12 protein-coding genes are annotated in these 16,697 nt (G+C 40.8%); 8 read left to right on the forward strand and 4 right to left on the reverse strand.

Translation table 11 applies throughout. The features are described 5' to 3' along the window. Nucleotides 1-117: 117 nt before the first annotated feature. From BUF11_RS08525 to BUF11_RS08535, 3 genes are read left to right on the forward strand one after another with little or no spacing between them, the layout of a single operon-like run. Nucleotides 118-1,188: a metallophosphoesterase family protein gene (locus BUF11_RS08525; RefSeq protein WP_073588434.1), complete on the forward strand. Its 1,071-nt coding sequence runs from the start codon at nt 118-120 to the stop codon at nt 1,186-1,188. Between the two features lie 11 nt (nt 1,189-1,199). Next, the gene (locus tag BUF11_RS08530; RefSeq protein WP_073588435.1) at nt 1,200-3,323 is read left to right on the forward strand and encodes an ATP-binding protein; all 2,124 of its coding nucleotides are present in this window, start codon (nt 1,200-1,202) and stop codon (nt 3,321-3,323) included. 45 nt (nt 3,324-3,368) lie between these two features. Beyond that, nucleotides 3,369-5,762: a transglycosylase domain-containing protein gene (locus BUF11_RS08535; RefSeq protein WP_073588436.1), complete on the forward strand. Its 2,394-nt coding sequence runs from the start codon at nt 3,369-3,371 to the stop codon at nt 5,760-5,762. Nucleotides 5,763-5,935: 173 nt separating this feature from the next. Here BUF11_RS08535 and BUF11_RS08540 read toward each other — a convergent pair whose 3' ends face one another. From BUF11_RS08540 to murC, 4 genes are all read right to left on the reverse strand, one after another. Next, a complete protein-coding gene (locus BUF11_RS08540; protein ID WP_073588437.1) occupies nt 5,936-7,105 on the reverse strand; it encodes a ribose-phosphate pyrophosphokinase in 1,170 nt (389 codons plus the stop codon). Nucleotides 7,106-7,214: 109 nt separating this feature from the next. Continuing rightward, nucleotides 7,215-8,201: an ATP-binding protein gene (locus BUF11_RS08545; protein WP_073588438.1), complete on the reverse strand. Its 987-nt coding sequence runs from the start codon at nt 8,199-8,201 to the stop codon at nt 7,215-7,217. A gap of 24 nt (nt 8,202-8,225) precedes the next feature. Next, on the reverse strand, nt 8,226-9,404 hold the full coding sequence (locus tag BUF11_RS08550; protein WP_073588439.1) for a DnaD domain protein: 1,179 nt from the start codon (nt 9,402-9,404) through the stop codon (nt 8,226-8,228). A gap of 289 nt (nt 9,405-9,693) precedes the next feature. Then, nucleotides 9,694-11,097: a UDP-N-acetylmuramate--L-alanine ligase gene (gene murC / locus BUF11_RS08555; protein WP_073588440.1), complete on the reverse strand. Its 1,404-nt coding sequence runs from the start codon at nt 11,095-11,097 to the stop codon at nt 9,694-9,696. Nucleotides 11,098-11,561: 464 nt separating this feature from the next. Between murC and BUF11_RS08560 the strand changes: the two genes are divergently transcribed. The 5 genes from BUF11_RS08560 to BUF11_RS08580 all read left to right on the forward strand — a co-directional run bounded on the left by BUF11_RS08560 (nt 11,562) and on the right by BUF11_RS08580 (nt 16,550). Then, nucleotides 11,562-12,836: a glucose-1-phosphate adenylyltransferase gene (locus BUF11_RS08560; protein ID WP_073588441.1), complete on the forward strand. Its 1,275-nt coding sequence runs from the start codon at nt 11,562-11,564 to the stop codon at nt 12,834-12,836. Next, the gene (gene glgD / locus BUF11_RS08565) at nt 12,833-13,954 is read left to right on the forward strand and encodes a glucose-1-phosphate adenylyltransferase subunit GlgD (RefSeq protein WP_073588442.1); all 1,122 of its coding nucleotides are present in this window, start codon (nt 12,833-12,835) and stop codon (nt 13,952-13,954) included. Before BUF11_RS08560 ends, glgD begins: the two co-directional genes overlap by 4 nt. Nucleotides 13,955-14,017: 63 nt before the next feature. Continuing rightward, nucleotides 14,018-14,299 (forward strand): septation regulator SpoVG, encoded by a 282-nt coding sequence (gene spoVG, locus BUF11_RS08570; RefSeq protein WP_073588443.1) that lies wholly within the window; start codon nt 14,018-14,020, stop codon nt 14,297-14,299. Nucleotides 14,300-14,608: 309 nt separating this feature from the next. Further along, nucleotides 14,609-15,475, forward strand: coding sequence for a transglutaminase domain-containing protein (locus tag BUF11_RS08575; RefSeq protein WP_073588444.1), 867 nt, complete (start codon nt 14,609-14,611; stop codon nt 15,473-15,475). A gap of 145 nt (nt 15,476-15,620) precedes the next feature. Then, nucleotides 15,621-16,550, forward strand: coding sequence for a hypothetical protein (locus BUF11_RS08580; RefSeq protein ID WP_073588445.1), 930 nt, complete (start codon nt 15,621-15,623; stop codon nt 16,548-16,550). Nucleotides 16,551-16,697 lie beyond the last annotated feature (147 nt).

The following is a 16,697-nucleotide window of genomic DNA, read 5'->3' on the forward strand; positions in this document are numbered from 1 at the left end:
TTTCAAAGATTTGCCATTTACAGAAAGGGATTAGTATGAAAAATGCATTGCATTTTTCATACACAAATTTGTGCTGACGCCCAAATTTGCGGCGCGTTGGCAGCATGGAGGATTATTATGAAATTCATTCATATAGCAGATGTACACCTTGGTGCCAGCCCCGACAGAGGATTTCCCTGGTCAGAGCAGAGGGCAAAAGATATCTGGGACGGCTTTTTTCATATAACGGAGATTTGTGAAAGAGAAGAGATAGACCTTTTGTTAATAGCAGGGGATTTATTTCATAAACAGCCTCTTCTTAGAGAATTAAAGGAAGTATCTTATGCTCTTGGAAGACTTTCTAAGACCCAGGTGGTTCTAATTGCGGGCAATCATGATTACATCAGCGAACGCTCTCCCTATACGGGCTTTTCCTGGACAGAAAATGTACATATGCTGATTAACCGTGATATGGACAGTATTTATCTTGAGAATATAAACACAGAGGTTTATGGCTTTAGCTACCATGCAAGAGAGATAAAGGAGCCTCTTTATGATAAGATAACCCCCGGCTGCGCAGAGAGAATTAATATTTTACTTGCTCATGGAGGGACGGCAGATAACATCCCTATTGATAAGAATGCCCTGCTTCGCTCTGACTTTGATTATATTGCGCTGGGGCACATCCATAAGCCGGAATACCTGGCGGAACGTATAGCATACTGCGGCTCCTTAGAACCCATGGATAAAAATGAGACAGGGGAGAGGGGCTTTATAAAAGGGGTAATTATAAAGGAAGAAGAGAAAAATACAATTCATTCAGAGTTCATTTCCCAGGCAAAGTGCCAGTATAAAAAGACGGCACTGACAATCCACCCGGGCATGACAAACGGAGAAATCCGTGATGGAATAAAAGCTGTAATCAAGAGTCAGGGAGAAGGACATATCTACCAATTCTGCCTTATGGGAAAGCGGGCAAGAGACATGATATTTGACAGAGAGAGTTTTCTTACCCTTGGAAATATCCTTGAGGTCACAGATAATACTCTTCCGGATTATGATTTTAAAGCCTTAAAGGAAGAGAACGAAGATAATATCATCGGACTCTATATCAAAGCAATAGAAGAAGGGGACTTTCCGAAGGAATTTGGGGAAAAAGCATTATATTATGGTATGGAAGCCCTTTTAGAAGCCAAGAATTACAAATAAGGAGAGAAAAGTTGCAATTTAGGGAGCTTAAAATAACGGATTTCGGAAAATTTCATCAGAAGAATATTTCCCTGAAAGAGGGTATCAACCTGGTTTACGGGGAAAATGAGACCGGCAAATCCACGGTTCACGCCTTTATCCGGGGAATGCTCTTTGGTATTGAAAAGCCCAGAGGAAGGGTTTCAAAAGAAGATATCTATACCAGATACCAGCCATGGGATACTCCTGCGCTATACCGCGGAAGCCTGGATTTTACTCTGGAGGGAAAAGAGTACCGGATTATCCGCAATCTTGAGAAAAATCAGAAAAACACCACCCTTCTTGACTTAGAGACCGGAAGGGAACTGGGTAACGATAACAGTAAGATAAGAGAACTGCTGGGAGGGCTTACGGAATCGGGCTATATCAATACCGTAAGTATAGAGCAGCAGAAAATCAGGACAGGTACAGAGCTTGCGGGAGAAGTCCGGAATTATATTACCAATCTGTCCCTGGCTAAGAACAATGAAGTGGATGTGAATAAAGCTCTTACTTTCCTGCAGGGAAAGAAAAAAGAACTGGAAGGCAAACGGCCCTTAAAGGAACTAAAGGAAACAAAAGAACTGATAGAGAAGGGAAAGGTCTTAGAACAGCGTGCTGACAGCCTTATGGATCAGCTGAATGCTGTTAAGTGTGACTTTCTTGCTGCGGAGGAGAGGTTAAATCATCAAAAGAATGACAACGCAGAAAGAGAAGAAACACCGCAATATGACGAGGCACTTCTTCGATATCCCCTTATGCAAAATAAACTGGAGAACTATGAGAAGAAAAAGGAACAGATAAGAGAGCTTCGGGAAAAAGCCGATGTCTTAAGAACAGAGACAGCAAAGACACAGTATCCGGGGAGTAATGAGCTTAAAAAGGATATGGAAGCCATTAAGAACACCGTTAAGGAGAGAGAAGAAATAGAAGCAGAAAAGGAACATCTGCTTTTGGAGGCTTCCGAAAAGAAAAGCAGGACGAGAAAAGCTCTTACCGGTGCATCACTATTATTTTTGGCAGGTTTACTGTCGCTTTTAATTGGTTTTACAGCACACAGTAAAGTCTGGCTGGCAGCCATCCCGTTTGTTCTTGCCGCTATGGCGGTATTTATAAGGTTCTATACAGGTACCCAAAGAGCAGCGAAAGAGTATGAAGAGGGCATAAAAGCTCTTGATGCTAAATATCAGAAAAACAAAAAGAAAATTGAAGAAGCCTTTGCGAAATACAATGTAAAAGAGGAAGAAGAGCTTACTGTTCTTTATGAGGCTTCCATAAAGGCAGAAATGCAAAAAAAATTTACAGAAGGACAAATCAGGGAATACATAGGGCAGGAGGAACAATTAAAAGAGCTGGCAGCAGAAGAAAAGAAGGAGTTGCTTTCCTATCTGATGTTGATACCTGACTGGAAGGAAAAACTGCCTGACCGGCAATATGAACCGGAAGAAGAGGACCTTCTAAGGGTAAAAAGCTTTTTTACCGGAAAGAAAGAGGAACAGCAAAGAGCAAAAGAGGAGCTTTATAAGGAGAGGGACCGGTTGAAGCTTTTGACAGAACAAATCAAGTGGGAGCTTAATTCTCTGGCAGATAATGAAGAAGAATTATTATTCTGTCAGGAGAAAGAAAGAGAACTCCTGGAAAAAGAAGAAGAAATAAAAACAGAGCTGGAGGCTGTCACAACAGCGATGGAGACCATAAAAGGCCTTTCCCAGAAAATTCATGATTCCTTTGGAACGGTACTAAACCGTAAGGTATCTTGCCTTGTGTCGGAACTTACCGGAGATAAATACAGCAATATTAGGATAGATGAAAATCTTGAAATGAAGGCAGAGGTAGGGGATGAATATAAGGCTTGGGACAGATTGAGCACCGGAACCATGGAGCAGCTTCTATTTGCCCTGCGGCTTGGTGTATCGGACATTCTCTATAACAAAGAGCTTCCTCTTCTTCTTGATGACTGCTTTGCCTATTATGACGATAAAAGGACAAGAGCAGCTTTATCCTATCTCGCCGGGAGCAGCAGGCAGATACTTATTTTTACCTGCCACGGGAGAGAGAGGGAAATAATAAGGGAGCTTGGTATTTCTTATAACTACGTAGACTTGGGAGAAGCGTAAAGGCTTCCCTATCCGTTTTTATTCAGACGGTATAAAGAGGTATATATGGAAAATAATAAAAATAATTCGAGAAACAACGACACACGAAACCAGACAAACAGAGGTACAGGAAGCACTTCGGGCGGTAACGCACAGAGAAGCAGCGGTGCAGGTACCTCCCATAAGGACAGTGGTAATATGACAACAGGAAAGAATCACAAAAAGAAAAAAAATAAACGTTTAAGGCAAAAAGTAAGGCTGACAGTTTTAGCAGTATTTCTGGTGTTTTCCCTTCTTTTTCTGGCGGGCTGCCTGTTCTTTGACTATAAATACGGAGATGCCTTTGTGGAATATCAAAAGGAAGCCAATAAATTAGTCGGTGAATCAACCCCCGAGACCTTCAGGCAGATGGAGACCAGCCTGGTGTATGACAATAATAAGAAGCTTTTGTCTGTTTTAAAGGGTGAAAAGGATGTTTATTATCTGACCTATGAGAATATCCCGCCGGATGTAGTGAAAGCAATGATTTCCATTGAGGATAAGAAGTTTTTGGATCATGGCGGAGTAGACCTCACAGCCAATATCCGTGCTGTTGTGGCACTGATAAAGCATAAGGGAAAGATTACACAAGGGGCCAGTACCATTACCCAGCAGCTTGCCAGAAATATCTTCTTATCCAATGAGGTAAGCTATGAAAGGAAATTAAAGGAAATATTTTTTGCGGTAGACTTGGAGAAGAAGTACAGCAAGAAGCAGATAATGGAGTTCTATCTGAATAATATTTATTTTGCCAATGGATATTACGGAATTCAGGCGGCCAGCAAGGGATATTTTAATAAGAATGTAAGTAAGCTAAGCCTTTCGCAAATTGCTTATCTTTGCGCCATTCCTAATAACCCTACCATATATGACCCCCTTGATTACCCGGAGAATACCTTAAAAAGAAGGGACCGTATCCTATACCAGATGTATAAGGACGGCAATATCAGCGAGGCAGAATATGACCAGGCCCTTACGGAAAAGATTAAGATTAAGACAAAGAAGCCGGACCGCAATAATTATGTGGAAACCTATATTTTCTATTGCGCTACAAGAGCCTTAATGGAGCAGCAGGGATTTGTCTTTAAGACAGAATTCGAATCGGATGACGATAAGAAGGAATACGAAAAGGAATACAATGAGTTATACGCCAAGTACCAGAAATCTTTGTATTATGGCGGATACCGTATCTACACTTCCATTGATATGACAAAGCAGGAGGAGCTGCAAAAGGCTGTGGATAATACTTTGGCAGACTTTACCGAAAAGAACAAAGATGGAATTTATAAATTCCAGGGAGCGGCAGTTTCCATTGACAACAAAACGGGAAGAGTAATTGCTATTGTAGGCGGCCGGTATCAGGAGTCACAAGGGATTACATTAAACCGTGCATACCAGAGCTTTCGCCAGCCCGGCAGCTCCATCAAGCCGCTGATTGTATACACCCCGTCCTTTGAAAACGGCTATTATCCCGACAATGTGGTGGATGACCATAAATTCAAGGGAGGACCCTCCAATTCCGATGGGAAATACCTTGGAAAGATACCCCTAAGGAAAGCCGTGGAGATGTCCAGGAATACCATTGCCTGGCAGTTGTTTGAAGAACTGACCCCCAAGGTTGGTTTGTCCTATCTTTTAAATATGAACTTTAATAGGATTGATAAGAATGATTATTATCCGGCAGCATCTCTTGGCGGCTTTACAAATGGTGTAAGTACCCTGGAGATGACTTCTGCCTATGCCGCTCTTGAAAATGACGGTATATTCAGAAAGCCCACCTGTATTGTGACCATTAAGGATTCACAGGGAAATGTTATTGTAGACGATAAGATGATAAAGAAGCAGGTCTACAGTCAGAATTCAGCCCGCATGATGACCGACGTGCTGACAGGAGTTATAAAGAACGGTACCGGAAGAGGACTTGCCCTTGACAACATGATAAGTGCAGGAAAGACAGGTACTACGAATGATAAAAAGGATGGGTGGTTTGTGGGATATACACCTTACTATACTACCGGTGTCTGGGTGGGCTATGATATTCCGAAAACAAGCAGCGGCTTAGCCGGTGCTACCTATCCCGGAACTATTTGGAAGACCTATATGAATGTGATTAATAAAGGCCTTGAAAATGTTTCCTTCCCTTCCTATACCGATACCAGATCGGATGAAGAGAAGGCAAAGGATCAGGGAATTACGCCGACTCCAACCGAAACACCGACACCAACTCCCACGGAAACGCCTACGCCAACTCCAACAGATACCATTACGGAGGAACCGACAGAACCGGATGACGAAGGAGATACGGAAATAACAGAAGAACCAACGGAGGAACCAACCGAAGAGCCGGGTGATGGAGAAGATACTGGAGAAGGCGGAGATAACCAGGGAACGGATAATGGCGGGAATACGTTTGTTCCATAGGTTCTGTTATAAAAAATATTATAAAAGATATTTAACAGGTAATATCAAAATTTAAGGGTATGTAACCACGAAGGTTACATACCCTTTTTTCTTTTGTTTATTACAGCATTTTCTTTTGTATAACTATTATATCGGCATGTAAATCGAAAACATTATAGATTCCGACAAAAAAATTATTTTTTTACTCTGGCCAAAATGTTCTGGATTCTTTCAGTAGGATTCAAAAGCTTACTGATAGAGGAATCATGGTTCAAGGTGTCTATTAAGAGAGCAATGTATTTGCTCATGTCTACATTGATATAATAAGGCTTTGATAAAAGCTCTTCTGTCTGGTAAACCAAATTGGTGGTAAGCACTCGGTAGATTAAGCCTTGCTCATAGGCTTCATCAAATTTCTGGAGCCCGTTGGTAAATAATCCGAAGGTAGAAGCAACAAAGATTCTGCCGGCCTTTCTTCTCTTTAATTCCTTGGCAACGTCAATCATACTTTCACCGGAGGAGATCATATCATCAATGATAAGCATATCTTTTCCTTCGATATCAGAGCCTAAGAATTCATGGGCAACAATTGGATTACGGCCGTTTACGATAGTAGTATAATCACGGCGTTTATAGAACATACCCAGGTCTACGCCCAGTACGTTAGCGAAATAAATGGCACGGTTCATGCCGCCTTCGTCGGGGCTGATTACCATCATGTTATCGGAGCTTATCTTTAAGTCCGGTACATGGTTTACAAGAGCCTTGATAAATTGGTAGGTAGGCTGAACGGTTTCGAAACTTTTTAAAGGAATAGCATTTTGTACACGGGGGTCATGGGCATCAAAGGTAATAATGCTTTCCACTCCCATATTGGTCAGTTCCTGTAAGGCCAGGGCGCAGTCAAGGGATTCTCTGGAGCTTCTTCTATGCTGTCTGCTTTCATAAAGAAAAGGCATGATAACAGTAATTCTTCTTGCCTTTCCGCCGACTGCTGCAATGATCCTCTTCAAATCCTGATAGTGGTCATCGGGTGACATATGATTGGTATGTCCGCATACCGTGTAAGTTAAACTGTAGTTGCAAACGTCCAGAAGCAGATAAAGGTCGGAACCACGAACTGATTCTTTGATAACACCCTTTGCTTCACCGGTACCAAATCTCGGGCAGTAAGCATCAATAAGGTAGGAGTCACGTTGATATCCTGCAAAAGCAATGGTTGAAGTATGTTCGCTTTCTCTTGCTTTACGCCAGTCCACAATGTAGTCATTTACCTTTTGACCAAGAGATTTACTGCTTTCTAGTGCAATAATACCCAAGGTACCGACGGGAATCGTTTCTAGTATTTTTTCTTGCTGCGGCATTTCGTTTGACCTCCAATTAATTTTAGGGAGTTGATAAGTATCTTAAACCCCGTTGTTTACGATAAAATGTCCATTAACGTTATACCATTATCGGGATAGTTAGTCAAGGCTAAAACAGTTTTTTTAGTCGAATATCCTCGCCTATAATTTTTAGCAGGGTGAAATTGCTGGCAATCCTTGAGAAAACTCTTTCACTGTATAGACTGTTTATATTGTCAAGGGACAAGTTGGTAGAGATAATGGTGGATTTGTTTCTTAACAGTCTTTCATTAATGCAAAGATACAGCTGCACATTCACAAAGGAGTTGTTAAGCTCTGTACCCAGATCATCAATGATAAGCAGGTTACAGTCTAAAATATATTCAAACTGGCTTTGGGATTCGAAATTATCTTCCCCTCTGCCGAATTTGTTCTTTTCCAGGATATCAAAGAGCTGGAAGGCGGTCAGGTAAATGACGGTAAAGGCCTTATCTAAAAGCTCTTTTGCAATGCAGTTGGCCAGAAAGGTTTTGCCGACACCGGTATTTCCGTATAATAGAAGATTTCCTTTCGCGGTATCAAAGTTGTCAATGTAAGACTTGCATTCCTTTACCACCCGGATAATATTCTCTCTGGGAGTCATATTCAAAGAGGGCTCCACGTAAGTCTCATCATAATAATCAAGAGAAAATGTATTGAAATTTTCCCTGCCGATAGCCTCCTTCATATTGGACTGGGAGTAGACAATATCGACAATAGCCTGCTTAAAACAGTGACATTTTTCATTGCCTATATATCCGGTATCCCTGCAGTCGGGGCATTGGTAATGGAGCTTTAAAAAATCTTCCGGATAACCGTTTGCTTTAAGCAGAGCAGCACGTTTTTTTTCTGCACTTCCGGCCACCTGCTTTAGGGTATCCAGCGCATCCTCATTGCCGGTCAGCATTTCTTTGGCACTGCTGATAGCACAGGTTACAATCTCATCGTCGATTTCTTTCAGGGCGGGGATTTTTCCATATGCCTCCTCCATGCGGGTATCAAGCTCATGTTTGGCCTCAAGCTGCCTGTTATCATAATCCCTTAAGATTTTGTTATATTGATAATTTTTAAGAGCCATAGGGTAAAATCTCCTTTAATTGCATCAATTCATTTTCTTTTGCAGAAGCTTCTGTTCCATGGAGGAATAGTCGGCGTCTGTATAGGAACGCTGGGGGAAAGCATTAAAACGGTTCTGGGAAGAAGGACGCGGCTGCTGTGGTGCCTTATTATAATTATTTACGGCTGTGCTGGCTTTTGCAGCATCAGTTGCATGTTCTTTATCCAGCTTGCTGATTTGGGACAACTCTTTTACACCTTTTTTATGCCAGTTCTCCAAAATCTTATCCGTATATTTAAAATCGGGCTTCTGGGTCAGAAGAATCGTACGGTTGCAGGCTTCTATGATAATTTCAATGGAAAAGGCGAATTTATTCAGCCATTTCTCTATGTACTGCTTTTCAATCTGTCCTGGGGCCCGGTTTAATCCGAAAGCCTTATTGATAGCATTGTAATTACTGTTGTACAGGGCCGTGCTTGCCTCTGCCTTTTCTACGGTATCAATTCCTTCCTCTGCCCAGGAAAGAGCCACAGCTTCTATGTAGGAAGGATTTTTCTTGTTTTTTGAAATACAGTATTCGTACAGATACATAATAAGCTCTGCGGAAAATCCAAGGCTTTCGTACAAATACAGGATTAATTGCATGTCCGAAGGCTTTATTAAGCGCTCCAGATAGATTTCTATGATATTTAAGAGCCACTTTACCTCATCATTTTCTGTAAGTTGTTTTATTTGGGCCTCGGAGTAAGTGGGCTTTTCAAACAGGTGGTGTCTGGGGGGCTCTGCCGTTTTGGATGTTGCAATTTCTTCGTAAGAGGCCTGCGGTGTTTCCAAAGGGTATTTTTTTTCATCAGCAAGTTTCGCATCCCTGGCAGCTTCGCTTGGAACAGCCTCATGACTTTCCCTGCTGTCCGGTGTTTTGTAATCCGGCTCGTTAACAGTAATCGAGACAATCTCCTGCTGCTCATTTCTTTCCAAAGTAATCAGGCTGACTTTTTCCCAATAGCACAGAGCACGAATAATATCTTTTTCCGTTTCATCCAGATGGTCGGCTATGGATGATATGGTAATTCCAACATCAGTAGAGCTGTTCATACAGCGAAGCAGATAAAGATATACTTTTACGTAGGAACCGCTGGCAACGGGCATATATTCATCAATAAAACAGTTAGGCACAAGGGTCACGCCCCGTTCACGGCTGGAATTTAATAGTATTGCACTCATTTTCTTAAACCTCTCATTTCCTTTGTAAAGCTATTGTATCATAGTCTAAAGTACTTGAAAATAGGCTAAATTTTGAAAGGCTTTTCAAGAAAAAAATTGTGGATAATGTGGATGGTGTGGATAAACACTCAAAAACGTATGTAAAATTATGTAAAATATACAGGAACACTGTAAAATTCAAAGGGTCTGAATTTATTTCAGAGGCGTTAACATAGGAGAGGGAGAGTTTAAAAAATCCACAGCCTTATCACAGGGAAATTGTTGATAAGGTTGTGGATAATGTGGATAACTATAGTCCTAAAAGGGCATTTCCAATGGTTACAACGTCTCCGGCACCCATAGTTATCAACAAGTCACCGTTCGTACAATTTTCTAATAAATAATTTTGGATTTCATCAAAGCTCTTAATATAGATGACATCCTTGCCTTTTTCCTTTAAAGCGGTTTCCAAATCCCTGGAAGAAATATCTCCGGGGTCTTTCTCCCTTGCAGCGTAAATGTCGGTTAATACAATCTTATCCGCCAGGGAAAGACTTTCTGCAAAATCATTTAAAAAGGCGCGGGTCCTGCTATAGGTATGCGGCTGAAATACACAACAGATACGGCTGTGAGGGTAATTCTTCGCAGCCTCTAAAGTAGCCGTTACTTCGCTTGGGTGGTGTGCATAATCATCAATAATGGTAACACCTGCAATAGTCCCCTTTTTCTCAAAGCGCCTTTTGGTACCTGTAAAGCGGGAAAGAGATTCTGCTATCACAGAAAGTGGTATCTCATAGCTTCTTGCCAGCGCAACGGCAGGTAAGGAGTTGGATATATTGTGGCTTCCTACGATATTAAGGTTGATATCGGCAAGAAATTCCCCGTCTTCATAAAGGCTGTACTGCCCAAAGCCCTGGGCATCATAGTGGATATCCTTTGCATAATAGTGATGCAGGGCATCCTCTGCAGGGGAAACTTCACTGGTGATGCTGTAAGTAATAAAGGGGCAGGCAAGGTCTTTTGTAAAATACGTGATATTATCAATATCACCATTAAAGATTAAAAGACCGTTTTCCGGCAGGAGCTTCGTAAACTGCTTAAAAGAGTTTCTGATATCGTCAATATCTTTAAAGAAGTCCAGATGTTCCGGTTCTATATTCAAAATGACACCTGTTGTCGGACTGAATTTTAAAAAGCTATTGGTATATTCACAGGCTTCTACTACAAAATGTCCGGAACCGCCAATTCGGATATTGCCTCCGATATTTTCAAGAATGCCGCCTACGGATATGGTAGGATCGAGTCCGGCATCCAATAATATCAAGGATATCATAGAAGTTGTGGTGGTTTTTCCGTGGGTACCGGATACAGCGATGGCATCGGAATACCGCTTCATAACCTGGCCCAATAATTCGGCCCTGTCGATAACGGGTATTTCAAGCTGCCTTGCTTCCATCAGCTCCGGGTTATCTTCTTTAACAGCAGTGGTGTAAACGACCAGATTTACATCGGGGGTAATATTTGAAGGACGTTGACCATAGAATACAGTAATGCCGAGTCCTTCCAGGTGGTCGGTAGTGGTACTCATTTTCGCGTCAGAGCCGGTGACTGTAAAATGCATGGTATGTAAAAGCTCTGCCAGACCGCTCATGCTGATACCGCCAATGCCTATAAAATGTACCTTGATGGGGGTGTTAAAGTTAATGTTATACATAAGACACTTCCTATTCTCTGTGATTGCTTTTTCTGAAACATAAATTGCAGGGATAAACTTAGTAATAGTATTTTACCTATTTGTAATTATAATCAATTCCCCTGAAAAAACAAATCCTTTTTTCGCATACACCCATAATATGTATGGATACATAGAGAGGGAACTTGGGTAGGCAAACTTTTGCCGCAATTTTTGCCGCAAACTTTTTACCCCAAAGTTTACCGGCAGACAGTCTGATAGGTCTTATGTATAAAAATTATTTCAAACGATAGGAAGGGAGGTTAAAAGAATAATAGGAATGGACAAAATGGTAATATATAGTACCGGAAATAGAAAAAATATCCAGATGATTATATATAATGCTATAAAAAATATATATTTTAATAAAATATTTGTAAATTTTATTCACAAACATGTAAATGAATGGTATAATAATGTCAAATTAAACAACGAGAGGTGATTGCATGATAAAGAAGGAAATGATCGCAATGCTTCTGGCAGGGGGACAAGGCTCAAGACTTGGCGTATTGACCTCAAACATTGCGAAGCCCGCGGTAACATTCGGTGGAAAGTACAGAATTATAGATTTTCCGCTAAGTAACTGTATCAACTCAGGTGTTGATACTGTCGGGGTACTGACCCAATACCAACCCCTTCGTTTAAATACTCATATAGGGATAGGAATTTCATGGGATCTCGATAGAAATATCGGAGGGGTTTCCATTCTGCCGCCCTATGAGAGAAGTACCTGCAGCGAATGGTATACAGGTACTGCTAATGCGATATACCAGAATATGGAATACATGGAGTACTATAATCCGGATTATGTTCTGATACTTGGCGGGGACCATATCTATAAGATGGATTATGAAGCAATGCTTGATTTCCATAAGCAAAAAAATGCCGATATTACGCTGGCTACGATACCGGTCCCATGGGAAGAGGCCAGCCGCTTTGGTGTTGCGATTACGGATGAAGACAGGAGGATCAAAGAGTTTGAAGAAAAGCCAAAGGAGCCGAGAAGTAATCTGGCTTCAATGGGGATATACATATTCACCTGGTCTGTTTTAAGAGAGGCACTTATTACCTTATCAGAACAAAAAGGCTGTGACTTTGGAAAGCATGTGATTCCGTACTGCCATAAGAGAGGGGATAGGGTATATGCCTACGAATATAATGGTTATTGGAAAGATGTAGGAACCCTGGGGGCATACTGGGAAGCCAATATGGAGCTGATTGACCTGGTTCCCGTATTTAATCTGTATGAAGAATTTTGGAAGATATATACCAAAAGTGATATTATCCGGCCACAATTTATCGGAGAAGAGGCTGTTATTGATAAAGTAATTATCGGAGAAGGGGCAGAAGTTTACGGGGAGGTTCATAATTCTGTTATCGGCTCCGGTGTTTACATCGGACAAGGTGCCGTTGTCAGGGATTCCATCATTATGAAATCCGCTGTGATAGAAGATGGAGCCAAAGTTTATAAAGGGATTGTTGCAGAAAGCGCTGTTATAGGAAAAGGAGCAGAGTTGGGTGAGGGTGAAGAAATCCCCAATGAGAAAGAACCTTCGATTTACTCCTTCGGTCTGGTCACAATCGCAGAAGGAACAGTAATACCGCCAGGCGTCAGAATCGGTAAGAACACTGCTATTCGGGGAGTCACCCTTCCATCTGATTATCCAGATGGGTACCTTTTAAGCGGAGAGACACTGATAAAGGCAGGTGAGAGACTATGAGAGCATTAGGGATTGTTTTGGCAGGCGGAAATAACAATAAAATGAAGGAGCTGTCCCATAAAAGGGCAATTGCGGCTATGCCCATAGCAGGCAGTTACCGCAGCATCGATTTTGCACTAAGCAACATGAGCAATTCCCATGTACAGAAGGTAGCTGTCTTTACCCAATATAATGCAAAATCCTTAAATGAGCATCTGAATTCTTCAAAATGGTGGGATTTTGGCAGAAAACAAGGCGGGCTTTTTGTATTTACACCAACCATTACCATCGATAACAGCTTTTGGTACAGAGGTACAGCAGACACTATGTACCAGAATATAAATTATTTAAAGAGCAGCCATGAGCCTTACGTTATTATCGCTTCCGGCGACGGTGTCTATAAGCTGGATTATAATAAGGTGTTAGAGTATCACATTGACAGGAAAGCAGATATTACCGTCGTATGCAAAGAGCTTGATAAGGATGAGGACACCAGCCGGTTTGGTGTTGTAAAAACAGATGCAGATAACAGGATTATTGATTTTGAGGAGAAGCCTTTAAAGAGTGCAGATAAGAAGGTATCTATCGGGGTTTATGTTATCAGGCGGAGGCTCTTAATAGAGCTTCTTGAAAGGTCAGCAGAAGAAGACAGATATGATTTTGTAAGGGATATTATTATCCGCTACAAAAATGTAAAGAAAATCTATACCTATCCTATTGATACTTACTGGAGCAATATTGCCACAGTAGAAGCTTATTACAAAACGAACATGGACTTCTTAAACAAAGAAGTCAGGGATTACTTTTTCAGGCAATACCCGGATGTTTACTCTAAAATCGATGATTTACCTCCGGCAAAATACAATCAGGGTTCACTTGTCAGAAACAGTATTATTTCAAGCGGCTGTATTGTTAATGGCAGAATTGAGAACTCTGTGATATTTAAAAAAGTTTACATCGGGAATAACTGTACCATAAAGAACTCGATTATTCTTAACAATGTTCATATCGGGGACAATACCTACATAGAAAATTGTATTGTTGAGAGCCGTGATACTATTCGGGCCAATTCCACGTATGTTGGCGATCCTGATAATGTAAAAATCGTTATTGAAAGAAACGAAAGATATCTCATGTAAAAGCAAAAGGAAATATCCTTTTCGCATAAAAAACAGACAAGAATTTAAAGGGGGCTATACAAAATGCAAATTACAGACGTTCGTGTACGTAAGGTAAGTAAGGAAGGGAAAATGAAAGCAGTGGTATCCATTACTATGGATAACGAATTTGTCGTACACGATATTAAGGTTATTGAAGGGGAAAAAGGCTTATTTATTGCAATGCCCAGCCGAAAAGCAGGAGACGGGGAATATCGGGATATTGCACATCCTATTAATTCAGAGACAAGGGATAAAATTCAGAAAGTAATACTTGAAAGCTACGAAGTAGCCGTTGAAGAGTATGATGAGAAAATAGAAGCCTAAAAGACGAAATGAATTCATCTTCACTCTATAGAAGGGGGTGCTGCAGGAGGTTCTTACATTTCTTGCAGCATCCCCTTTTAAAAACGTTTGCAAACGGAAAGTTATTGCATAGGATTAGCAGTATGCTGTATAATAGAATTGTGTTTACTATATATGGAAAGATATTGCTGGGTTTTAAAAAGCAGAAAACCATGCGGCTTAGCGTGAAATAGAAAACATTTCACGCCCTGATTTGAGGCAGTAAATCATCTGCAAGCAGACGATTTATGCCATGGGAGCTATTATAGACAGCAAGAAAGGAGCCATTCTATGCGAAAAATAACCAAGACATTATTTTGGGTCGGCGTTATTGCATTTGTGTTATTTGGGGTTAATTTTCGGTATCACATCAGCCGCAATGTAAGTATGAATGTTTTAAGCGAAAAACAGGATAATGAAGATTTTGTCCTGCAGGTCAGGGAAGCTATGCTAAATGGGGATGAAAAGAAGGTTCTTTCCTATAAAGGCAATGTAGAAAGTATGGAATGGTTTACAGAGGATGTAATTGATCAGGTATATGCCATAGACGACGAAAGTACCTCGGACGATTACGATTATCTAAGATATAAGGTAAATAGTATATATGCCCATATAGTGGGGATTGGAAGTAAGCTGACAGTAACCTATGAATTTAAATATAACGAAGATTATGAAGAAACTAAGCTGGTAGATGAGACAGTCAGCCACCTTTTAAAAAAGTGGAAAATAAATGAATTAAGCGATTTTGAAAAAATTAAGAAAATACATGACTTTATCATAAATAATGCATCCTATGACACTTCAGCAAAAAACTATTCCTCCTATGCTAATCTTATCGGAAAAAGCTCGACCTGTCAGGGGTATATGAGTATTGCCTACAAAATGTTTACGGAAGCAGGTATTCCCTGCCGGATTATAACCGGTACCGGAAACGATGACAGCCATGGCTGGAATATCGTTAAGCTTAATGGCGAATGGTATAACGTAGACTGCACCTGGGATGATCCGTTGACCAGGAGTAAAAAGAATCTTCTGCTCTATGAGTATTTCCTAAAGGCTGATAAGGATTTTGAAGGACATATAAGAGACGCAGAATTCAATACAACCAATTTTTACAGTGAGTATGTAATGGCGAAAGAATCCTACAAGTGGAAATAAAAATTAGGTAACTTCTTACAAATTTGTTAAGATTATAAAGTTCCTGCCCCCAGTACCGATATAACTCATAGAATCAAAATTAATGTTTAAAAATGGGTATTCAGGGATATCAAGTCAAAGTTTGATATTCGCGAAAGGAGTTTATATGAAGGTGGGAACAACACAAATCTTAAGTAACAACAAAATAAACAACAGCAACGTAAACGGCAGGGAATTAAATGAAACTGCCCAAAACAATAAACACAGAAACAAGCATGAAAAAACGGCAGGCAGCATATATGCAGGTGACCTGAATGTAAATCAGGACCTCGTTGCGAATAAAAAAGCGATGGGACAAAAGCAGGCCATAAAAAAGATATTGGACGCTTTTTCAAGAGAGCTTAATGTGGACGCTGGCGTTCAGGAGATAAAAAACCAGCGGAAAGAACTTAATACGAATGTTGACGAATACAAGGATAAAATAAAATCAGTTCAGGAAATGAAAGGGGATATACAAAAATCCTATGGAGTATCCGGGGATTCCGAGGAACAAAAGAACTTGGATGTCCTTATTAAAGCGAATAACAATCCTGATACACTATCAGAAGACGAGAAGAGCAGACTGGTAAATATGGGTCCTCTTACGGACTATCAGAAGGAAATACTGAAAGTAAGCAGTATGGAGACCTACTGGTCTAAGAAGATGGAGACTGCTACAAGTGAGATAGCTGATATCGGTAAAGTGATAAATGAAATTAGTATCGAACGCCTGAAAACACATTCAATTGTGGATGCAGGGAAAGATGCGCAAGAGATAGCAAAAGGTACCGCTAAGGAAGTTGCCGGTATGCTTCTGGATGAAGCAGTAGATAAGACGGATGAGAAGTTGGAAGATAATACAAAGACGGACGAAAGCAAAAAAGAAGATGCCGTACAGGCTGAAAAGAAGCCGGAAGAAGCCGGAGATGAGACGGACTCTATGGAAGACATTGCCCAAAAGCAGGAAAAGGTGCTGCGTGAAATTAAGAAGCAGGCGCAAAAAAGCAATTTGTCAATGGAGGATATCAAGGGAATCCTTGTGGATGCACAGTCTTAAGACGGGAGGATAGCCTATAGCCGTACCTAATTTCAACTGATAATAAGATGAAATTAATAAAATTTAGCCGTTCTGGTGGGAAAGAGGTAAACTCTACCTTATAAGTTAGACATATCTTTCATTATTATGTCGGGCTTGCAGGGTAGA

It is taken from the genome of Anaerocolumna xylanovorans DSM 12503 (assembly GCF_900143645.1).
Classification (GTDB): Bacteria; Bacillota; Clostridia; order Lachnospirales; family Lachnospiraceae; genus Anaerocolumna; species Anaerocolumna xylanovorans.